This window comes from Desulfobulbaceae bacterium DB1 (genome assembly GCA_001914235.1).
Lineage (GTDB): Bacteria > Desulfobacterota > Desulfobulbia > Desulfobulbales > SURF-16 > DB1.
Genome location: MQUF01000005.1, coordinates 118,203 through 140,191, shown reverse-complemented (window position 1 = coordinate 140,191; position 21,989 = coordinate 118,203). Strand labels below are relative to the sequence as shown.

Below are 21,989 nucleotides of genomic sequence, written 5' to 3'. Positions count from 1 at the left end.
CGCTACAAAGGCTGCGTTACCTTTCGGCGGGATTTTCCAGTATTTCTTGCGGTGAGGTTGAAGTTCATTTTTTTTAATGCCCGCTGCACTGTCATGTGCGAAACCTTATCAGCAAAACCCAATTCAACTGCTTTTTCCGCAAGTAGCCTGACTGTCCATCGCTGGCGTCCTTCCGGTGCTTCGGAACACGCCAACGCAATCAATCGTGCCTCAAATGCCCCGTCAAAGATAACCTCTCTTGGCGGCTTCTCGCTTGGCTTGCGCTCCAAAGCAGCCTCGAGTCCTTCTTCGACAAAGCGCTTCTTCAGGTGTTCAATTGAGCGGCTGGTTACCCCCAGGGCATCAGCTACATCAGCGACTTTCCATGCCAAACCTTCTGGACCGGCGTCACATAGAAGCAAAGCACGGGCGTGTCTGAATCGCCTGGCCTCGATTCTCCCCCTTTTCGTCAATGCCTCAAGCTCGCTGCGTTCCTCTTTGGTCAAAGTAACTCTGTATCTCGGTGACATGATGGCCTCCTTATGTTGGATGCCATCAGTATATCACCACGGACAATAAATGCGAACTAATTAAGGTTACATGGTACTAGCTCGTCATGGGGGATATCCGGGCCGAGATCATAGTCGTAATCCGCCTTTTCAATGGCCTCGATGGCGGACTTCTGCCGTTTCAGAAAGGCCTGGAAATAACGGCTGACTTCCCACCAGAAAATCAAAGTAAGCACAATCGCGGCAAGGCATATCCCGATAATGCTCCGTCTCAATTTTTCCTGTTTTTTTCCGTTTTCACGCGCGAGATCGGCAACACTTTTTGAGGCGAAATCAAAAAATTGTCGTGCCGTATCGCTGAGAAAATCCTCCCTGTCCCTGATACCGAGAACATTAAGATATAAAGCTTCGATGTTGGCGACCAGGGAGTCATACATCTTCATTATCTCCGGATCTGTGGTAATCCCGGCCACATCCCGCCGCGCCGTTTTCAAGGCTCCGATATTCACGCCGTCCGGCTGTCGGCTGACGTTTTCAAAGACAACCGGCAAGGAGTGAATTATTTTATACAATGCAAACCCCTGCTCAACGGGCAGCCCGTTTACCCTCCCGTAAAACGTTTCGATAAGCTCTTCTTGTTTCCCTTGCAGAATGAGGTCCTGTTTGTATTTTTCAAAAAGCTCCTCAAAGGCCCGGCGATAATAAGTCAGATGTTCCCGGACGCGACTGATTTGTTTCTTCGACAAAGGGCTTGCATCCTTTTCCCGGCCTTGCATCTGCTCCAGCAGTTCGCCTGCCCTGGAGAATTCCGTCTCAAAACGGGCGCGGTCGGGAGATTTGAGCTCCTCTTTCTTGCCGATCTGAAATGACGAAAGTTCGGTGATCTGCAGTTTAAAATCCTGCACCAACCGCATCTCGCGGCCTGTCCGGCGCAGACCATTGAGTCCGGTGAAAACCGTGGCCGCCAGTACAACGGTCAGCAGCGTAAAAGAGGCAAAAAGCAAAAATATTTTTTTGGATATGGTTATGCGCAATTTCACTTCTTGTCGCCCGCCTTTTCGGAAAGAGGTCCATAAATCAGGCCGGAAAGATGATCCTGGTCGTACGCGTCCTTCACCCGCGCGTTCAGGATACCGCCGGCAATCATCGCCTCAACCCAGTATTTGATCCCCTGTTCCCATTCCTCATTGTACTCGGTGAGATAGCTGATGGTGGACAGGGATTTTTTTTCGACCCCCGGGTCGATTTCAATCCAGCGGGCGATCTGCACGGCGCTTTTGTCCGGAAAATCGTTGATAAACCGAGTGGCGCGCAGCATGAGGGTAATCATGGCCTCCACTACCCGCGGATGCTCGCCGGCATAACTGTCGGCCGCCGCCAGGGCGCAGCAGGGAATGCCCCGCCATTTGCCGATGGGCGGCAGATCACCCTGCATGGCAGCCACTTTGCCGATTCCCTGCTCCTCGGCCAGGGCAAGAAACGGCTGATTGGCAACAATGCCGTCCACCAGACCGTTTTTCAGGGCGGGCAGCAGATTTTCTTCCCCATAGAGATTCACCAGCAACACCCCGGCCGCGGTATCCCCCGCATCATGGGTAAAGGCGAGTCCCGCTTCCCGCAGGGCCTGCTCCAAGATCAGACTCTGCACCGATACGGCAATTTTGTAACCTATTTTGACCGGCGCCTCACTGCTCCGAACAAAAGCAACGAACTCATCCCAGTCGCTCACCTCCATATCCGGACGAAGCACGAGTCCCGCCCCATCGGCCATGATCGGCGCCACGATTCTGATGGGACTTCCCTGATCAATAAAATGCAGCATGGCCGGCACCCCGCCCAGGGTCATATCATACTGTTCCTCGACAAGCCGCCGAATCATCTCCTCGCCGCCGGTACTTGCATCAATCACCATTTTTGCCAGCAGCCTGCCCTGGTCAAAAAGCTCATACTCCCGGCGATGGACCTTTTCTTTCAGCCAGATGCCGCCATGCTCCCTGAAATAATCGCCATTCACGGCAGCTATATAAAGTGGGGCGTGATGATCCTGGGGACTGTGACCGATGCGCAGAACCGGCACCGCCTTTTCCTCAACGCCGCAGGCGGAGAGCGTGAGCACGGTCAGCAAACAGATCCAACACCATGAAACAACAGGAGTTAATTTCATTACCAGCTCCGGATGAGGAGTGCTTTTCGTTCCGCAGGGGAAGAGGTTGCCGCGCCCTCGTCGCAACAGCCCTTTTCGCAAAATACGGGATAGGGGTGATAAAAACGTTGATTCCGCACTTGATTGTACTTATCCCCTTGTTTCCTGTCAAAAAATAAATGGGGTCCGCACCGGTTGCGATGATTCGTCGGTGCGCCCCTTCTTTACATTTCACATGACGTCTTTTATCCTGTATGATCCCAGGTAGGGAAACACGTTTTTTTTAACGGATGCCGAACAGGTCATAAGGTCATAAGGTCATGCACATATTACTTCTGGAAGACTCTCCGGTCATCAGCACCTTGCTGACGGCCCAACTCGCCACGATGGGACACACGGTGGAGGCGGTTGAAAACGGCCAGCAGGGATTTCACAAGGCAACGTTCCGCCATTACGATCTGGTTATTTCCGATGTCGTCATGCCGAAATGGGACGGCTTCAAATTCATGGAGGCAATGCTGGTTATCGCCCCCCAATGTCCGATCATTGTCATTTCTTCCAGCCTTGAAGAAAAGATGGTACGGGGAAGGCTGAGCAATTTTGCCAATGTAATCGGCTTTCTCCCCAAGCCGGTTAAGCCCGCCAAACTCGAAGAGCTTCTCGACAGGGTGAAAATTCACTCAAATGAAAAGGTGCGCAAGCTGGCCCGCATCGTCTGCACCCTGGGTCCGGCGTCCGAGTCGCCCGACACACTGGGCAGAATGGTACTGGCCGGCATGGACATTGCCCGCCTCAACTTCTCCCACGGCACCCATGAGGAGCATGAACGACGGTTGCTTGCGGTGCGCGCCGCGGAAGAAGAATGGTCGCGCCCCATTGCCGTTCTCATGGATCTGTGCGGCCCGAAAATAAGGACCGGTCCCATGGAAAACGGCGCTGTCAAACTGGCAAGCGGATCAACGGTGATTATCCAGGCAGAAGCCGTCCAAGGAACTGCGCAGCGGTTTTCCACCATTGTTCCGGAGATTCTTGATGATCTTCGAACCGGTGATCCGATATTGCTCGATGACGGACTCATCGAGCTTGCGGTTGAAAAGGAAGGAAAAAGCGAGGTTGTCTGCCGGGTGGTTGTCGGCGGTATGCTGAAATCAAGCAAAGGAATCAACCTGCCCGCCACCCCCCTGTCTTTGCCCAGCGTCACGGAAAAAGACAAACGGGATCTTTCCTGGGGCATGGAACACTCCGTTGATTTTGTCGCCCTTTCCTTTGTCCGTTCCGCCCGGGAGATCCTCGAAGTAAAAGAGCTGATCAGCCGGGGCAAACGACAGATCCGAGTGGTTGCCAAGATCGAAAAGCCCGAAGCGGTGGAAAACATCGGGGAGATTATCGCGGTCAGCGATGCCATCATGATTGCCAGGGGAGACCTCGGCGTCGAGCTGCCCGCCTCACGGGTTCCCAGAATCCAGCGAGAGATCATCAAACGCTGCTGGCAGGCCAATATCCCGGTGATCACCGCAACCCAGATGCTTGACAGCATGACCATGAATCACCGTCCCACCCGGGCGGAAGTGACCGATGTCAGTGTCGCCGTGCGGGATGGGACCGATGCGGTGATGCTGTCCGGGGAAACAGCCGTTGGCGTCGATCCGGTAAACGTGGTGCGCACCATGGCGTCGATCGTCAACGAAGAGGAGCGGTATACGGAACCTGTCGAGGAACAGTGTGAACTGCTGCGCGCTCACAAGGGATTCAATCCCGCCCTGGTGGCGGCGGCAAGCCTCGGGGACGCTTCGGTTATCATGGTGCTTGACCTGAAAGGAGAAATCTACCGCCATTTGTCCAAATGGAACCGTTCAAAGCCCACCCTGCTGGTGACGAATTCGGTCCATGTGGCGCGTCACTCCTGCATCTACAAAAACATCTCGCCGATCATTATCAGGGAAAACCTCAGCCGGGACCAAACCGTCATGCGGGCCCAGGAGGAAGCAATGCAAAAGGGATTTCTGGCAAAGGGCGACGTGCTGGCGGTAGTGGAAGGGGCGCGGCAGACCCAGGGCGGCATCCCCCAGACCGGGGCCTTCCAGCTTATCCAGGTGGAATAGGAAGACGATGCAATGCAAGCAGGTCCATCACTGCTTTTTGTCTTTTTTTTAACAGGCTAAAAAGAGAAGCACCATGATTCTGATCGCAAAGGCATCATTTCCCCCAAGCAGCCTCAAGGAGGCGGCAAAGATTTTTTCCCGGTTGCCGAAACTTCCCGCAACAGTCAAACGACATGGACCTTTTTTTCGTTTTGACGAGAAAGGAAATTTTCTTTATTTCTCCTTGTTCAAATTCTCCGAAGCACGGATCTCTTTTGAAGAAAAGAAATTTTTGCTGCAACGGCTGCAGGCCTTCAGGGATGTGCCCGGCTTCGCCTCCTCCGTCGAGGAATGGATGAATATGGAAGAAACACTGGACGCCATTAAAAAAGGCAGCGCCGACGAAACGGCAAGAACCGGGCAGCCCTGACAAACAAAAAACCGGCAGGGAAATTTCCGCGCCAAGAACCAGCCCGTGCAGTCGTGCTACTTCTCCGGCTCGCCTTTTGCCGCTTGTTTTCGCGCATTTTCTATTATCTCGACGAGAGACACCATTTTTGCTTTCGGCGGTTGAAAAATACGCTCCCGCTCTTCATCGGAATAATGCGTGTCGACAAATTCCCTGATGGGCAATCTCGCGAACCAGCAGTCAAGGATTTTGCCGCATGGCAGTCCTTCATTCATGGTTCGGCAATAATGGAAGGGAAGAACATGCCCCAGCATGCGGCAATACCCTTCTTTTTTATCATATTGATCTCTCATGTATCATCCTTTGGCAAAGGGTTCGCGCCTCTCGCCTCTGGTCGCGCACGATTTCCCGGAGCTCAACCGTGCGCGACCAGTCGCGGCTTTCCCTGCCGCAAAGCCGCTGAGGGGTATTTTCACGCTACCGCAATCCGTTCCGCCCGACAACTCGCGAATTTGGCGGCAACGGCTCCGATATTTTCAAACAAACGCCGGTTACCCCAGCGCCACATCAAGCACCATCATGACCGTGAAGCCGGTCAGGGTGGCCATGGTGACGATATCAATATTCTTGTGATTGCTTTGTGATTCGGGGATCAGTTCTTCCACCACGACAAAAATCATGGCACCGGCGGCAAAACAAAGGGCATAGGGCAGGATGGACTGCATCTGCAGGACAAAATAGGCGCCCAGCACACCGGCCACCGGCTCCACCATGCCGGAATACTGCCCCATGAGAAAGCTCTTCCAGCGGCCCATCCCCTCCCGTCGCAAAGGAAGTGAAACCGCCGCGCCCTCTGGGAAATTCTGCAGGCCGATACCGATGGCAAGGGCAATGGCCGCGCCGATGGTGGCGGAGGGAAGCCCCGCGGCCGCGGCCCCGAATGCAACGCCCACTGCCATGCCCTCGGGGATATTGTGCAGGGTGATGGCCAGCACCAGCAGGGTGCTGCGCTGCCAGGAGGTTTTGATGCCTTCACTTTCCGACATGGCAAGGCCGGGATGGAGATGGGGGAGGAACTTGTCGATAAGCCGCATGAAAATGCCGCCGCCGAGAAACCCGACAGCTGCGGTCAGCCAGGCAATGTTGCCCAGATTCTCCGCCATTTCGATGCCGGGTGCCAGCAGGGACCAGAAACTTGCGGCGATCATAACCCCGGCGGCAAAACCAAGCATGGAATCCAGCATTTTGGCGTTGACCCTTTTGGCAACAAAAACAAGGGCCGCCCCCGCCCCGGTCATCAGCCAGGTGAAAAGCGTCGCCAGCAGCGCCTGCATGACGGGATGAAACTGCTGCACAAACTCAATCATGATTTTCACATCCTGCAAATGGATTTACCCAGGAGTCGTTCCGCAACAAGACGGCTCTTTCTTCTTTTTCCGCCACGCCGTCTTTTGCCGTTCCGGCCAGGCAAACGGATCTTTTTCCCCAACGGCCTGTTTTATTCTCCGGGAATTATAGCGCAAATAAACCAGGTTATCATGAAACGAGTCAACTTTTTTCCCGCTGCATCTTTTTCCTTGCCGGAAAACCGGGCGTGACCGAACCAAAAAAACAAGAGGCAAACGACGACGCGTTTGCCTCTGCACAACATTATTGCAACACCAGGCAACTAATGGATAAGACCAAGATTATTTCGTAACTGGGCAATCTGCAGACCAAGGGAGATGCACTGCTTTCCCTCCATGCATTTTTCCGCATCGGGGATTTCCAGAAACGTCTTCAGGTGATGATCCTCCTTTTTCAAATCAACCAGCCACGCCCTGTTTTCAGAATCATATTCGACATTCAGATCAATGCCGCACGCCCCGATTTCCGGGAAAACCTCTCTGATTTTTTCACACAATTCCTTATTGCTATGCATAAGCCACCTCCTGCTCATCATTTTTAATGATTCACTTACCAACGCTTGATTACAATATAATTACTATTAGCAAAAAGACAAGGGGAAGGGACGGGGTGGACAATCAGCACCGCTAAAGGGTTTCCGGCGAAAAACAAACAACTTCATCAATGCTTGTCGCACCGCACAGCAGCATGACCAGGCGGTCAACGCCCAAGGCGATGCCCGCTGCCGATTCAATCGCCGGCAGATCGGCAAGAAACTTCTCCGGCATCGGTCCCGGATGACGCCCTTGCAGAACAATAAGAGCTTGCTCCTTGACAAAGCGCTGCTGCTGTTCGACGGCGTCGGTCAACTCGGAAAAGCCGTTGGCCAGTTCAATACCATGAATATACAATTCAAAACGTTCAGCCAGAGATGGGTCGTCTTTTTTCAGGCAGGCAAGGGCCCCCAGTTGGGCCGGATAATCATGGAGAAAGGTCGGTTTTTCCCTGCCGAGATGAGGTTCGATGTACTGGACCAGAATCTCGTCGAAAATATCGCGGCGCAGGGCTTCCTCCAGGGAAACGGGCGCATGGAGAGCAAAAGCCCGGGCAACGGTCAGATGCTCCCAATCCCTTTCGTTGACGAGCAAACGAGTCGACGGCGGCAGGGGGAAATCAAGATGAGCGGCAACAAAACAAAGCATGGCGGCGCATTCGGCCATCAGATCACGGTAATCACCGCCTGCGCGGTACCATTCGAGCATGGTGAATTCCGGCAGATGCAGGCTGCCGCGTTCGCTGCGGCGAAAACATTTACAGATCTGGAAAATCTTTCCGTGGCCGGCGGCAAGCAGCCGCTTCATGCAGAGTTCGGGCGACGTCTGGAGAAACCAGCCGGATGACTCTTCAGGTTCGATGTAACGTTCAGGAATAATTGCGGGAAGTCGAACAGGGGTCTCCACTTCGAGATACCCCTGTTCGACAAAAAAAGCACGGACGGCCCGCAGGATTGCGGCCCTTGCAGCGAGATAGCGCACCGCCGGACAGCTGCTTAGTCCTTGACCCTGGTGATATACTCCCCGGTGCGGGTATCGATCTGCAGCACATCGCCTTCTTCAACAAAGGGAGGAACCTGCAGAGTATAGCCCGTTTCCACGGTAACGGGCTTCGTGTCGGTGCCGCTGGTGTCCCCCTTGGCCCAAGGGTCGGCCCGCACCACCTTGAGATTGACGAAGTTCGGCAACGTGACGCCGATGGGTCGCTCCTTAAACAGGAGAATGTCGACGTCCATGTTGTCAATCATGAAATTGATGCTGTCTCCCAGCTGCTCCCTGGTGATGGCCAGCTGTTCATAGCTCTTGTTATCCATAAAGTGAAACTCATCACCCTGGGAATAGAGATACTGCATGGTGCGCTCCTCCAGCGGCGCCTTCTGAAACTTGTCATTGGAACGGAAGGTTTTTTCAAAGGCATTGCCGGTGACCATGTTTTTCAGGCGGGTGCGATACAGGGCCTGGCCCTTGCCGGGCTTGGAAAACTGAAAATCCGTGACGATATAAGGTTCACCGTCTATTTCAACCTTCAGGCCCTTGCGTAAATCAGATGCGGTATACATAATTCAACTCCAAGCAGAACAAAAAAATTGATTATCATCGAAACTCAGCCGTTCTTTCGGCAGTCAGCGGAAAAAAACCGCCCGGCCAATCGGCAACGGACCTTTCTACCCTAATGTCCGCACTTTTTCAAGCAGAGACAACTTCTTTTTTGGAAATAGCCTCCGCCTTGATCCGATCGAGCAGATCGGCCAGCACCGGCTTGACGTTTTCCCGCAGGTCTCCGGCCACCACGATGAAAAGCAGATCATCGCCGGGCTGGAAGCGGCCTGACCCGGCCTCGATGACGATATCAAATATACCCTGCCGGCCCAGAAATTCCCGCCTGATCTCCTCAATTTTTTCCTGATCGGGCGTCACCTCAAGATACGAAACAGTTTGTTTGTCTCGCCTTGACCAAGAGCGCACCACGCCGTTATGGACCAGAACCATGCCGACGTTTTCGGCAAATTCAGGGTTCCGTTTCATTGCTGCTATTGTTTTTGAAATATCCATGCTTTCCTCTTTGTTGTCGATCATCAGGCCGCATGCAGGCTCTTTGCAGCCACCTCGTACACATCCTTGGACAAATTCCCGGCAGCCAGAATGCGCTCGAGCTCGGCCCGCATCAACCCCTGCCGCGCTTCATCAAAGCGGCGCCAGCGACTGAGCGGATTCAGCAGCCGGGCGGCGATCTGGGGATTGACGCTGTTTAACTCCAGCACCCGGTCCGTCAGAAAAATGTATCCTGCGCCGCTTTTATCATGAAAACAAAGCTGGTTGGCCGAACAGAAGGCGCCGATGAGCGAACGCACCTTGTTTGGATTTTTCATGGAAAAGGCGGGATGGCGCATCAGCCACATGACCTCGGACAAGGTTTCAGGCAGAGGGGCGGTGGCCTGCAGGGAAAACCACTTGTCCAGCACCAGGGTGTCCTTCTGCCACTGACCGTAAAAAGAAACGAGCACACTCTTTCTTTCCGGGCAATCCGGGTTATGCACAATGCTTTGCAGGGCGGCCAGCACATCGGTCATGTTATCGGCCTGCTCGAACTGGCGCAGGCACTGATTCATCACCTCCGGATCATCGAGCTGCATGAGATAGGCAAGGGCGACATTTTTCAGGCTTCGCCGCCCGGCGCTCTGCTGGTCATAACGGTAGGGGGAAGTACTGCTGAAGTTCCGGTAGACATCGCTGAAAAGTTCTTTCAGGTGCCGGGCAAGGGTGCGGCGGGTAAAAAGCCGGGCCTGGTGGATCGCATCCACATCGATTACCGCAAGCTGTTCACCCAGATATTTTTCCGACGGCAGAACGAGAAGCTGGGCAAGAAAGGCCGGATCGACTTTCCCCGCCTGGGCGAGAAGGTCGCTGAACACCGTGATAAAATTGCCGGCAAGGCGGAGTTTCTTTCCTTTTCCGATATCATCGATCAGGCCGAGCAGCACATGGCAGGCCAAGCGCTGTCCCGCCTCCCAACGACAGAATGAATCGGCATCGTGGGCCAGCAGGAAACCCAGTTCTTCTTCGGAGTAGTCGTAATGGAGCTTGACCGGGGCACTGAAGCCGCGCAGCAGGGAGGGTACCGGCTTTTCCGGAACGTTTTCAAAGACAAAGGTTTGCTCCTTTTCGGTCAGATCAAGCACCAGGGAAGTACCGCGTCGCTCACCACAAAAAAGCGGGATGTCGTTTCCCTTGCCGTCCAGCAAACCCACTGCCACGGGAATATGAAAAGGAGGTTTGTCATGCTGACCCGGGGTGGGCGGACAGCTCTGCCGCATCTGGATACTGTATTTTTTTCCTTGCGGATCATAGGATGAAGCAGCCCATACCTCCGGCGTGCCGGCCTGGCCGTACCAGTTGCGAAACAGACCCAGATCAATGGGTCCGCCATCCTCCATGGCGCGGACAAAATCATCACAGGTCACCGCCTGACCGTCATGCCGCGCGAAATAAAGATCCATGCCCCGCCGGAACCCTTCAGCCCCCAGCAGGGTGTGCATCATGCGGATCAGTTCGGCCCCTTTTTCATAGACCGTCACCGTATAGAAATTATTGATCTCGATATAGGAATCGGGCCGGACCGGATGGGCCATGGGGCCGCCGTCCTCGATGAACTGGAAATTGCGCAGCATGGTCACGTCGTGCAGTCGCTTCACCGCGCCGGAGGTCATGTCGGCGGAAAACAACTGATCACGGAAAACGGTCAGCCCTTCTTTCAAACTGAGCTGAAACCAGTCGCGACAGGTGATCCGATTGCCGGTCCAGTTATGAAAATATTCATGGGCGATTACTCCTTCGATGCCGGCGTAATCCTCATCAGTGGCGGTGTCCGGTCGGGCCAGCACATATTTGGAATTAAAGACATTGAGCCCCTTGTTTTCCATGGCGCCCATATTGAAATCATCCACCGCCACGATCATATAGAGATCAAGATCATATTCCAGGCCAAAAACCTGCTCATCCCACCGCATGGCCTTTTTGAGCGACTGCATGGCATGGTCGCACTTATCGCTGTTGTGACTTTGCACGTAGATATGCAAAGCAACATCGCGGCCCGAGCCCGTGGTAAAGATGTCTTCTTTGCGGACGAGATTGCCCCCCACCAGGGCAAAGAGGTAACAGGGCTTGGGAAAGGGGTCATGCCATTTGGCATAGTGGCGACCCGGACCGGCTTCGCCTTTTTCCACCAGGTTGCCGTTGGCCAGCAGCACCGGAACGGCATGATCCGCCTCAATGGTGGTGGTATAGCGGCTCATCACATCCGGACGGTCGAGAAAATAGGTGATTTTCCTGAACCCCTGGGCTTCACACTGGGTACAGAAGTTGCCGCTTGACTGATAGAGCCCCTCCAGCGAGGTGTTCTCCGGGGGGCGAATCAGGGTGGTGATCTCCAGGATGAATGCTGCCGGCGGCTGCAAAATGGTAAGCGATTCCTTTTCCAGCAGGTAATCATCCGGCCCAAGCTGTTTGTTGTCAAGGAAGACGGAGATCAGCTCAAGCTCCTCCCCGTCCAGGACCAGGGGAGAATCTTGCCGTCCGTCCGCCACGTTGCGTCGGCAATGCAGGCGCGAGGTTACAAGGGTATGCTGGTCTCCTAAGGCAAAAAAGAGATCCACCTCGTCAATCAGATACGGCGGCGGACAATAATCCTTTCGATATTTTATTTCAGGTGGTTTCAACGTCATCCCTCTTCAACCTTACTCACCACGGGGATGACCAGTTGGTCATCAAGCTTGAGATTGTTGAAATCATGGGCAGTGTTATATTTGCGCACAAGCCAGGCGGGCAGGTCGAATTCATCCGCGCAGAGTTTCCAGATATTATCGCCAGCCTTGATCCGGTAAAGCCGGGCGCCTTCAATCTTATAGACGGCAAAGAAATCTTCTTCGATCTCCTTATGGTATTCATAGCGATTTTGTTCGAACTCTTCCACCGCAACCTTGTCAAAGGAAATTTTCAACTGCTGGCCAAGCTTGATGGAACTCGCTGATCGCAGACCGTTGGCGCGGAGAATTTTTCCGGTCGGCACCTTTAACCAGCCCGCATAATGACCGATGGTTTCTCCCGCTTCAACCTTGATGGTGCCGGTCATGGCGCGACCGTTTTTTCTGCTGCCGACCTCGACCTCCAGATTGCCGGTGACAACCCTGGGGTTCACCGCGACACTGTCAAGATCCCCCTGGGGCAGCAAGGCAAGGGTCGCCTGCCGTTCCAGCTGACGGGTTTCCTCGGCAAGTACCGTTTCCGCGGCTGGATCAGAGGCAACATTCGCCGCGCCGTCCTCCTCGGTTTCCGCCACCCGCTTCGACGCGGAAATCGCCTTTTTCACGGCCGACGCCTGAATAATCGGAAATTCATCGTCCGCCATCTGCCGCGCGGTCCGCGGAGTGATCACCGCTTCCGCCGGAACAGAGGCAGTAACGGCGGGAGGCCCTTCTGCTTTTGCTCCTTTCAGCGCAACCTTCAAAGGCCCCGCGGTCAACTCCGCCGGGGCAACGGCCGCAGGGGGTGCCTGACTTGCGGTACGCCGGGGTAGCTCTTTTGCCCCTTTCATCGCAATCTTCAACGGTCTGGCGGTCAACTCCGCCGGACCGCCGGTTGCCGCGGTTTTGGCGAGGGGCACTATCTTTTCTTCCCTGGAAGGAATACGCAGATTCTGACCGACAACAATCATCTTGCGGGAATCAAGGTCATTGGCGGCAACCAGATCCTCCATTTTCACCCCGTGCCTTCGCGCCACCGTGCCGACGGTGTCACCCTTGCGTACCCGATAAAAACGGCTCGGCTTCTGCTGGTCGACCAGAATGTCCCTGGGCACGGCAGAGGCCACCTGGACGGCTGGATCTTTTTTACCGGGCAGGCGCAGCCTGTAGCCCTTGGGAACATGTTTCCGTCCTTCGAACACAGGCGGCCGCAGGGCGGGATTCAGCTCACGCAATGTCGCCAGATCCACCTTAAAGTGCCGGGAAAGGTCTTTCACCGGGGCATAATTGGACAGGGCCACCTCATAATGGGACACCGGATCGTCCAGCTTGATGTTGCCGAAATGTTTTTTATAATTTTTGGCCACATCAACCGCGGCGATAAATTCCGAATAAAAATTACGGGAGGCAAAGCCGAAACGGCTGCCTTCATATTTTCTGAATATGTTTTCATAGTTGCCCATGGCATTCTTGGCGCGCACCATGCCGGTAGTACCGTGATTATAGGCGGTGAGGGCCAGGGGCCAGCTGCCGAGCCGCTCATAATTACCTTTCAGGAATCGGGCGGCGGCATGGGTTGCCCGGATGGGATCACGCCTTTCGTCCAGCGTGTAATCAATGGTCATGAAGCGCTTGCCCGTATCCCGGGTAAACTGCCAGATTCCGGCGGCGCCGGATTTTGAATAGGCCTTGTAATTAAAGGAAGATTCCACATGGGGCAGATAGGCCAGCTCTTCGGGCAGGCCGTAGCTTCTGAATATCTTCTTGATCTCGTCAAGATAGGCCCCGGAACGGACCACACCCTCGGCAAAATGGTCCTTCAGGCAAAGCTGAAAACGAACCGCATCCGCAGCTGCGCGCAGCCTGCTTGCGGAGGGTTTTGCACCAAAAAGAGCCAGCACTCTCTTTTCCTCGCTTGTTCGCGCGACACCCCCGGCGGCCAGGGAAAGCAGAATCTTCTTGTATTTCGCCTTGGCGCCATCGACCCGCGCCGTATTTCTTTTTTCAGCGCCGCCGCGATCCCGCGGTTCAAGATCAATCACTTCATAAATGATGGACAGGTCACGGTTATCATGGATCAGCCCATTACTGGTAGGGTACTTGGCGTACACTGTTTTCCAAAAGGCGACATTGGCCCTCATGGCGTCATAGACCGGAAAAGAATTGCCGGCTGCCGCAGACACCGTTGACCGGGCATCTACCCACAAAACAAACATCATCACGGCCAACAAAAAGGGCACCCTGATCTTCACCATACGATAGCTCTATCCTTGCAAATCTAAAAAAATGAATCCGTCACTCTTCCACGACAATGAGGCCAATTTAGCATATTTCCCCTGCCGTCTCACCGTGTATTTTATTGCAGGCCGACAAAAGGGCAGGGATTTTCAGTCGCCCTGCCGGGACAGGGATGCTTCTTCTGTTTTGAAATTATCATTTGTCGCCGGAACGATTTCAACCCCGGCCTCGCGCAAAAGAACCACCGCCACCCCGTCTTTTCCCGCACTCTCGGGCACGGCCAGCAGGTCAGGCTTCAAGGAAAGCAGCCACCTGCCGACAAGCAGTCCTTTTTTCTTCTTTTCTTTGGCATAGGGATTTTCCACGTATTCCCGGATGATCTTTCCCGACTTTTTATCGATCGTTTCCAGAAGAAACCATGCCGCCGATCCGAGATGGCCGGACAACTCCCCGCCGGGACCGGTCACCGGCACAACCCGTTTCACCACCTCGCCACTGGAGTAATGAGGCCGGACCCGCGCCATGATCACCCGGGGAAAACGGGCAGGGATATCCTCTTCCAAACGGTCGGCAAGCTGACCCGCCAGCTTATGGGAAGGAGTGTGCATGATGACGTCCATATCGACGATAAAACGACCGCCGGCAGTGCGGCTGAGACATTTCCTCACCCTGGTCACCCGAGGATAGGCTTCCACCATCTGAATGATTTCCCGTTCCGTTTCGCGGTCGATCGCCCCGTCGAGCAGATCCTTGACCGCCATCAGCAGAAGTCCTCCGCCGGAACGGAAGACGAAAAGAGAAACAGCGGCGGCGGCCCAGCGGTCAAGAGGCCATCCCAGGCTCGTGGCCACCAGGCCGACCAGAACAACCGCGGTGGAAAGACTGTCCGCCAGGTAGTCGCGGGCATCAGCCTTCAAGGCGGGAGAATTGAGTCTTTCGCCGGCCCGCATCTGCACAAAACCGAAAATCAGGGCCGCAGCCAGGCAGAAAACGGTCACCGGCAAGGCAATCGCCACATCGGGCAGTCGTTCAGGACCGACCAGGGCCTGTCTGGCGATCTCATAGCCCGCGACAAGAACCGCCACGGCCGAAACAAGAGTGGCAATGGTTTCCGCCTTATAAAGTCCGTAGGGGAAAGAAGGATGCTCCCGGCCGGCCAGCCAGAGACCGAGAAAGGCGGCGGCGGCGGCAAAAACATCGGTACCGGAATGAATGGCATCGCCAAGCAGGGCGGAGCTGTCCGCCTTGACACCGGCAATTCCCTTGATCACCATCAGGAAGATATTGAGAACAACGGAAACAATTGCCCGGCTGCGGGCGGATTTGAGTTCGGCGCGTATGGCGGTTGAGGACATGGCGTACTCTTGACGGAAGAATCAGGATCAAGGCCGCGACAGCATAAAGGTCCGCCGAGTTCCAGAGACTCACACCGGCGCAGTCGATCAAAATTTCGGCGACGCCGTCCGCACTTACGGCATCAAATAAAAACCAATGGTTTTTTCGTAAACAGGCTGATCGCTATCGGAAAATTCGCAGCCGATGTAGCCGTTTTCCCCGACATGGCGAACAAGAACTTTCCGCTGGACATGCGATTCTTTCTTGTCATCCAGGGTAAAATCAACCAGCAATTCATCCCCGAGCTTTAAGGAATGAACGTGGCCGAGTCGCAAGCCGATGCCCCCCATGGAAATATTGACAATCTTGCAGTTTGGTTTGTTTTTGCCCGCAAAAAGGCCCTCATCAACCGGCACTTTACAATAAGTACCGTCAAGATCAGTGGTTTTTCGATATTTTTTACGAAAATTAAGATCAACCTTAAAAGTTTCCTTGCAGGCACATTTTACCTGCAGGGAATGTTTCTTATCTTTAAACTGGAGCACGGAAACATGCTTCATCCTGCCGCAATGCGGACAATGAAAAAGAGCCATGTTTTCCTGATTGACAAAAACTTCCGCCTTGCCCATATGACAAATCTCCTCGGGAGCAAACTCAAAAAAAGCCGCTCCATATTCGATCCGCGGCAGGAGCCGGCAACTTCATTGCAGCATTATTAATTCTACCACAGAATATTGTCATCACGCACGGATGTAAACTTTTTTTGTCTTTTTTTTGGGCTCCCTTGCACCAAGCGCAAACAAATGCTAAACAAGGCCCATCCTTGCGAACAACCCGATAACGAAAACCCCGGCAAAAAACCACGAAAAAATGAGCAAAACATACTCCCCCATCGTCGCCACCCTGGGCTTTGTCCTTTCCCCGGACCGCAAGCAAACCCTGCTGGTCCATCGCAATGCCCGGAAAGACGATCCGCATCTCGGCAAATACAACGGACTTGGCGGCAAAATGCGGGCAGATGAAGATGTGGTCGGCTGCATGCGTCGGGAAATCAGGGAGGAGGCGGGGATAGAATGCGTCGCCATAACCCTGCGGGGCACCATCAGCTGGACAAGCTTCGGCAAAAACGGCGAGGACTGGCTGGGATTTATCTTCCGCATCGACCGCTTCAGCGGAACACCCTTTGCCGACAACAAGGAAGGCACACTGAGCTGGCAACCTGTCGAACTGCTGCACACCCTGCCCATGTGGCCCGGCGACCGCTACTTTCTGCCGCTGGTTTTTGATGACGATCCAACCGTTTTTCACGGCTGGATGCCGTATCGGCACGGCCAACCGGTCAGCTGGCATTTTGAAAGGCTTTAAAAATTCCCCGGACCGGGGAAAAAGGCCTTATCAGCCGCACGAGGCGGCGTTATTCGGGTCGTAGGTATTGGCGCCGTTACGGTAGAGATAGTCGTTGAGTAAAAGCTGATCGTTTAATGCCAGATTGCCCCACGATCCATCCTTGGCGCAGGCCGGATATTTTTTGTAAAAAACCCGGTTCCAGGCCTCCGGACTTTTTGATTCGGAATGAAGAAACGGCGCGCCCTTGTCATTGTCCCTGACATGGCATGTTTTGCAGTTATTCTGAAAGATTTTCGCCCCCTTGCCCCACCACATGCTGTCTGCCCCAAGAATACGGCAGGTCTGGGTGGTCTGATCCAATCTTTTCAGCTGGCCTGCATGACCGGTTGCCGTGCCGATCGCAAAACCCGCAAACAGCACCACGGCACTGACCATCAACCTTTTCATATGAGCCTCCTGTAAAGTTTTTCCCACGTCGACACAACCGACATTATACCACATTGTATGGAACACCTGCAGACCTATTTTGTTCATTTTATTTGCACCGGGGAAATAATAAAGCCCTGACTGACAAAATTGCTTGTTTCTTTTCAGAATTTTTAGTTAAAAACACAAAAATTCAACATCACAAAAAATACGTTTGTCTGCAAATATGCAAACCGATATGTCCGACAACAACGCACTGTCCGATAAGACCTTGAATGCCCTCGTTGAAAAGAGCTGCGCGCTTTTTGCCGGGCGGCCGGCTCTCAGTCTCGCCTTTCAGCAACCTCTCACCTATGCCGAGCTTTTTGACCGGATCACCCGGGTGGCCGCGCAACTGAAAGAAGCCGGGATCCGCAAAAAGGACAAGGTGGCCATTCTCGGAGAAAACTCACCGGCCTGGGCTATCGCCTATCTCGGCACTATCCGGCTCGGAGCAATCGCCGTGCCCATCCTGCCTGACTTTCCCGAGTCGGACGTGCGCCACATCCTCACCGACGCCAAGGCCAAAATCCTCTTCACGACCCAGCGACAGATAGAAAAAATCTATGAACTTGGCAGCCACAAAATCAGCTCCATCATCATGCTGGACGACAGTCCGCCGGAAAAACACCTGGGGCAGATAGAGACATTTTCCTCCTTTATCGCCAAGGCGGCCCAGTTGCCCCCGAAAAAACTGGAGGATGCGGCCAAGCCTTCCACAATTTCCTCCGAAGATATTTGCGCCGTCATCTATACTTCCGGCACATCGGGCCATTCAAAAGCGGTCATGCTCAGCCACGGCAACCTGTACGCCAATGTCAATTCCGCCAACCAACTGCTCAAAATCATGCCCGACTGGACATTTCTTTCCATTCTGCCCATGTCCCACACCTATGAATTCACCATCGGGTTTCTCCTGCCCCTGCTGAACGGCTGCCGCATTGTCTACGCCGGCAAGGCCCCCACGCCGACAACCCTGCAACGCATCTGCCGGAAGGAAAAACCTTCCGCCATCTGCATGGTGCCGATGATCATGGAGAAAATTTACAAAAAAAGGGTAATGAGCGCAATCGACCAAAGCCCCCTGCTCAAGCTCGCCACGAAGATTCCCGCCCTGCGGCAGAAGATATACCGAAAAATCGGCAGAAAGCTGCTCGATTTCTTCGGCGGCAATCTTCAGCTCATCGCCATCGGCGGAGCGGCCATCAACCACGAAACGGAAAATTTCCTGAAAGAGTCCCGATTCCCTTATCTGATCGGCTACGGCCTCACCGAAACCTCGCCGCTTCTTGCCGCCGGCCCTTTCCAGGATCCCTCCCTGGTGATCGGTTGCACCGGCAAACCGGTACCGGGGGTGGAAATCCGGATCGCACAGCCGGAGCCGGCAACCGGCATCGGCGAGATCATGGCCCGGGGCCCCAATGTCATGCAGGGCTATGCCAATCATCCGGAACTGACCGCCCAGACCATTGACTCCTCAGGGTGGCTTGCCACCGGCGATCTCGGCCGCTTCGACCAATTCGGCAACGTCCACATCATGGGCCGCTCCAAGAGCGTCATTGTCCTCAGCAACGGGGAAAATATTTATCCCGAGGCCATTGAAGAAAAAATAAACTCCTTCATGCATGTCATCGAGTCCCTGGTGGTGGAAAATCACGACTACCTGGAAGCACGGGTTTATCTGGATTACGATCTGATCGACCAGAAAACGAAAAACAAGAACCAACAGCAGAAAAGGGAATATATCGAGCAGCTGCTCAAGGAAATACAGCAAAACGTCAACAGCCAGCTGGCGTCCTATTCAAAAATACACAAAATAATTGAACGGCAGGAACCTTTTATCAAGACGGCGACCCACAAGATCAAACGCTATCTTTACACCGAAGGACATTAGACGAGAAAAGGACGAAGAAATGAAAAAGAAAATCGCACTGCTGACAGCCCTGGGGATTGCAAGCGCGGCCAGCGCCTCTGCTTCCGGCTACCGCATTCCGGAGCAATCCATCAACTCGGTTGCCCTGAGCAACGCCTACATCGCCCATACCGAGGGAGCAGACACCGCCTATTACAATCCGGCCAACATGGGCTGGCAGGAGGACCGCTGGCAGCTTGAGGCCAGCGTCAGCTACATCAATCTGCCGCATATCGACTATAACGACGCCAACAACAGCGCACTGGATGGTTCATCAAAAACAGAGAACCTTTTTGTTCCCATGTTCCACCTGGTCTCGCCGGAAAGAAACAATTTCCGCTTCGGCTTCTCCTTTGTCGTGCCCTACGGCCTGTCAAAACGGTGGGATGAGGCATATCCGAAAACATTTGCCGAGGAATTCACCCTGAACGTTTTCGAGGCCAATCCCTCCATTTCCTACACCTTCTGCGATCGTTTCTCCCTGGCGGCCGGCGCCCGCATCCTGCACACCACCAACAACAAAGTCAAAAGCAACGACACACTTTCCGGCTATGACCTGCGCCGCGACATGGACGGCGACTCCACCGATCTCGGCTACAACCTGGCCATGACGGTGAAACCGATACCGCAGTGGGCCATTGCCGCCACCTATCGCTCCAAGGTGGTCCAGAGCCTGAGCGGCGACGCCGATCTCTCCACCAATTTTCCCGGCAACAATACCTACAACGGCGACGTCACCCTGGACGTGGTGACGCCTGCGGTGCTGACGCTGAGCACCGCCTATACCTTTGACCGCACCACGGTGGAGCTAACCTGGGACAAAACCTACTGGTCGAAATATGACCAGCTTGATTTCGACTACGACGGAACCTTGAGCGCGAACCCCATAGCCAATGTGGTTCTGACGGGCGCCTTTGACAATTCCATTGACAAGGATTGGAACAATTCCAACGCCTACCGCATCGGCGTCACCCATAAATGCTCCGACCAGCTCACCGCCATGGTGGGATTCGCTTATGATGAAACCCCGGTGCCGGATGACACCCTGGGCTTTGAGCTGCCCGATTCCGACGCCCTGATCTACTCCCTGGGCGCCAGGTATCAGCTCAATGCCGACATGGAGGTGGGCGGCGCCTATCTCTATGATTACAAGAAAAGCAGAAAAATCGACGCGGCAGACGCCAATCCCCGAATCAACGGCACCTTTGAGGACGGCGGCGCCCATGTGCTGACCATGGGGTTCCGCTACAAGTTCTAGTGCCCGGATGGAATTAGGTTGACTATTTTCTGAAATTGTTTTTTGATGCATGATTAAAATTTTGTTTTAATTCATGGAGCAGGAACGGTCCATTACCGTTTCTGCTTTTTTACTTCCGCGATAGACCTTATGTCTGACATAACCCATTTAGACTCCGGAGACGTTCACATCGTCGACCATGACGGCCGCCGCTTCATCCTGGTCGGCACCGCCCATGTTTCGCGTAAATCCGTTGACCTGGTCCATCAGGTCATCGAACGGGAAAAGCCGGATTGCGTCTGCGTGGAACTGGACGCCAAAAGATACGAATCCCTGTCGGAAAAAAAACGGTGGCGGTCCCTTGACCTGAAACAGATCATCAAGAACAAGCAGCTCAGCACCCTGCTGATCAATCTGGTGCTGGCCTCCTACCAAAAGAAACTGGGAGACCAGCTCGGCGTCATGCCGGGCTCGGAACTGCTGGAAGCGGCCAATACCGCCCAGGCCCTCAATATTCCCCTTTCCCTCTGCGACCGGGATGTGCGAGTCACCATGCGCCGGGCCTGGAAATGCACCTCTTTTTTCAAAAAGGGATATCTGGTGGCAAGCCTTGCGGCCTCGCTTTTTGAAGAAACGGAAATAACCGAGGAAAAATTAAACGAACTGAAGGAAACCGATGTCCTCTCCGAGCTCCTGGCCGAGCTCGGCCGGGCCTTGCCGGAACTGAAAACCGTACTCATCGACGAACGGGATACCTTTCTCGCCGAAAAGATCAAACGGGCCAAGGGGGGCAGAATCGTTGCCGTGGTCGGCGCCGGCCACATCAGCGGGATCAAAAAGGCCCTGCTGGAAGACCGCAGCCGCCAAATGGAGGAGATCAACACCATTCCACCGGTTTCGCCGCTCTGGAAAGTGTCGGGCTGGCTCATTCCGGCGACCATCATCGGCGCCATCGGTTTCATCGGCTACAGCAAAGGAATGGCCGTGGCCGGGGAAAACATGCTCTACTGGATTTTGGCCACCGGTCTGCCAGCCGCCCTGGGCGCCCTTATCTGCATGAGCCATCCCGTTACCATTCTTGCCGCCTTTGCCGCGGCGCCCATCACCACTCTCTCACCGGTTGTCGGCGTCGGCCATGTCACGGCCTTTGTCCAGGTCATGATGCAGCCGCCCCAAGTGCACGAGTTCGAAACCGTGCTGGGAGACATGTCGAAAATCCGCAGGTGGTGGGGCAACAAGCTGCTCAGGGTTTTTCTGGCCTTTACGCTGCCCACCTTGGGCGCAGTCATCGGCGTATGGGTCGCCGGTGTTGAAATTTTATCCAATCTGGCAAAACCATGACCACCAAACAAAAAACGCTTTCCAGCAAACAGATTCGCTACCTCCGCTCCCTGGGCCACCATCTGGTTCCAGTGGCCATGGTGGGTCAGCACGGCATGACCAAAGAGGTCCTTGACGCGGTCAAGGCGGTGCTTGCCTCCCATGAACTGATCAAGGTCAAAATTCAGAATACCGCCTCCCTGGAGCGGCACGAAGCGGCCGAAGCCCTTGCCGCCAAGACAGGCGCCGCGCTGGTGCAGGTCATCGGCCGCAGTGTCCTGCTTTTCAAGGCGAACAAGGATATCCGGCCGGACAAAAGAATTGCCCTGCCGTAA

22 protein-coding genes are annotated in these 21,989 nt (G+C 54.4%); 8 read left to right on the top strand and 14 right to left on the bottom strand.

The features are described from left to right. Positions 1-2: 2 nt before the first annotated feature. The 3 genes from BM485_06150 to BM485_06140 are packed head-to-tail and all read right to left on the bottom strand — an operon-like array spanning position 3 to position 2,652. Positions 3-509, bottom strand: a complete 507-nt coding sequence (locus BM485_06150; protein OKY75912.1) for an IS630 family transposase — start codon at positions 507-509, stop codon at positions 3-5. A gap of 56 nt (positions 510-565) precedes the next feature. Further along, positions 566-1,528 (bottom strand): hypothetical protein, encoded by a 963-nt coding sequence (locus BM485_06145; GenBank protein OKY75911.1) that lies wholly within the window; start codon positions 1,526-1,528, stop codon positions 566-568. Further along, on the bottom strand, positions 1,525-2,652 hold the full coding sequence (locus BM485_06140) for a hypothetical protein (protein OKY75910.1): 1,128 nt from the start codon (positions 2,650-2,652) through the stop codon (positions 1,525-1,527). The genes BM485_06145 and BM485_06140 overlap by 4 nt, the downstream gene beginning before the upstream one ends. Positions 2,653-2,951: 299 nt before the next feature. Here BM485_06140 and BM485_06135 point away from each other — a divergent pair, with 299 nt between their 5' ends. After that, complete coding sequence (locus tag BM485_06135) at positions 2,952-4,733, top strand: pyruvate kinase (protein ID OKY75909.1); 1,782 nt, start codon at positions 2,952-2,954, stop codon at positions 4,731-4,733. A gap of 73 nt (positions 4,734-4,806) precedes the next feature. After that, entirely contained in the window at positions 4,807-5,142 is a 336-nt protein-coding gene (locus tag BM485_06130) for a hypothetical protein (protein OKY75908.1), read from the top strand. Positions 5,143-5,198: 56 nt separating this feature from the next. Here BM485_06130 and BM485_06125 read toward each other — a convergent pair whose 3' ends face one another. After that, positions 5,199-5,474: a hypothetical protein gene (locus BM485_06125; protein OKY75907.1), complete on the bottom strand. Its 276-nt coding sequence runs from the start codon at positions 5,472-5,474 to the stop codon at positions 5,199-5,201. 198 nt (positions 5,475-5,672) lie between these two features. Further along, positions 5,673-6,488, bottom strand: a complete 816-nt coding sequence (locus BM485_06120; GenBank protein ID OKY76004.1) for a ZIP family metal transporter — start codon at positions 6,486-6,488, stop codon at positions 5,673-5,675. Between the two features lie 18 nt (positions 6,489-6,506). On the opposite strand from BM485_06120, the gene BM485_06115 reads away from it, so the two are divergent. After that, a complete protein-coding gene (locus BM485_06115; protein OKY75906.1) occupies positions 6,507-6,719 on the top strand; it encodes a hypothetical protein in 213 nt (70 codons plus the stop codon). A 71-nt stretch (positions 6,720-6,790) separates the two neighbouring features. Here BM485_06115 and BM485_06110 read toward each other — a convergent pair whose 3' ends face one another. The 8 genes from BM485_06110 to BM485_06075 form a co-directional block, all read right to left on the bottom strand. Further along, positions 6,791-7,042: a hypothetical protein gene (locus BM485_06110; protein OKY75905.1), complete on the bottom strand. Its 252-nt coding sequence runs from the start codon at positions 7,040-7,042 to the stop codon at positions 6,791-6,793. A gap of 112 nt (positions 7,043-7,154) precedes the next feature. Beyond that, positions 7,155-8,042 carry an EF-P lysine aminoacylase GenX gene (locus BM485_06105; protein ID OKY75904.1) on the bottom strand — a complete coding sequence of 296 codons (888 nt, stop codon included), beginning with the start codon at positions 8,040-8,042 and terminating at the stop codon, positions 7,155-7,157. Positions 8,043-8,056: 14 nt separating this feature from the next. After that, positions 8,057-8,620: an elongation factor P gene (locus tag BM485_06100; protein ID OKY75903.1), complete on the bottom strand. Its 564-nt coding sequence runs from the start codon at positions 8,618-8,620 to the stop codon at positions 8,057-8,059. Between the two features lie 127 nt (positions 8,621-8,747). Next, complete coding sequence (locus tag BM485_06095; protein OKY76003.1) at positions 8,748-9,113, bottom strand: molybdenum cofactor biosynthesis protein; 366 nt, start codon at positions 9,111-9,113, stop codon at positions 8,748-8,750. A gap of 23 nt (positions 9,114-9,136) precedes the next feature. Further along, positions 9,137-11,782 (bottom strand): aminopeptidase N, encoded by a 2,646-nt coding sequence (locus BM485_06090; protein OKY75902.1) that lies wholly within the window; start codon positions 11,780-11,782, stop codon positions 9,137-9,139. Next, positions 11,779-14,046, bottom strand: a complete 2,268-nt coding sequence (locus tag BM485_06085; protein OKY76002.1) for a hypothetical protein — start codon at positions 14,044-14,046, stop codon at positions 11,779-11,781. The genes BM485_06090 and BM485_06085 overlap by 4 nt, the downstream gene beginning before the upstream one ends. 141 nt (positions 14,047-14,187) lie before the next feature. After that, on the bottom strand, positions 14,188-15,393 hold the full coding sequence (locus tag BM485_06080) for a cation diffusion facilitator family transporter (protein OKY75901.1): 1,206 nt from the start codon (positions 15,391-15,393) through the stop codon (positions 14,188-14,190). A 114-nt stretch (positions 15,394-15,507) separates the two neighbouring features. Then, positions 15,508-16,002, bottom strand: a complete 495-nt coding sequence (locus tag BM485_06075) for a hypothetical protein (protein ID OKY75900.1) — start codon at positions 16,000-16,002, stop codon at positions 15,508-15,510. A gap of 241 nt (positions 16,003-16,243) precedes the next feature. Here BM485_06075 and BM485_06070 point away from each other — a divergent pair, with 241 nt between their 5' ends. After that, on the top strand, positions 16,244-16,738 hold the full coding sequence (locus tag BM485_06070) for a 7,8-dihydro-8-oxoguanine triphosphatase (protein ID OKY75899.1): 495 nt from the start codon (positions 16,244-16,246) through the stop codon (positions 16,736-16,738). A gap of 30 nt (positions 16,739-16,768) precedes the next feature. On the opposite strand, the gene BM485_06065 is transcribed toward BM485_06070, so the two are convergent. Then, positions 16,769-17,167 carry a hypothetical protein gene (locus BM485_06065; protein OKY75898.1) on the bottom strand — a complete coding sequence of 133 codons (399 nt, stop codon included), beginning with the start codon at positions 17,165-17,167 and terminating at the stop codon, positions 16,769-16,771. 217 nt (positions 17,168-17,384) lie between these two features. On the opposite strand from BM485_06065, the gene BM485_06060 reads away from it, so the two are divergent. From BM485_06060 to BM485_06045, 4 genes are all read left to right on the top strand, one after another. Then, entirely contained in the window at positions 17,385-19,079 is a 1,695-nt protein-coding gene (locus BM485_06060; GenBank protein OKY75897.1) for a long-chain fatty acid--CoA ligase, read from the top strand. Between the two features lie 19 nt (positions 19,080-19,098). After that, positions 19,099-20,355: a hypothetical protein gene (locus BM485_06055; protein ID OKY75896.1), complete on the top strand. Its 1,257-nt coding sequence runs from the start codon at positions 19,099-19,101 to the stop codon at positions 20,353-20,355. A 129-nt stretch (positions 20,356-20,484) separates the two neighbouring features. Continuing rightward, positions 20,485-21,675 carry a conjugal transfer protein TraB gene (locus BM485_06050; protein ID OKY75895.1) on the top strand — a complete coding sequence of 397 codons (1,191 nt, stop codon included), beginning with the start codon at positions 20,485-20,487 and terminating at the stop codon, positions 21,673-21,675. Further along, the gene (locus BM485_06045) at positions 21,672-21,989 is read left to right on the top strand and encodes a hypothetical protein (protein OKY75894.1); all 318 of its coding nucleotides are present in this window, start codon (positions 21,672-21,674) and stop codon (positions 21,987-21,989) included. Before BM485_06050 ends, BM485_06045 begins: the two co-directional genes overlap by 4 nt.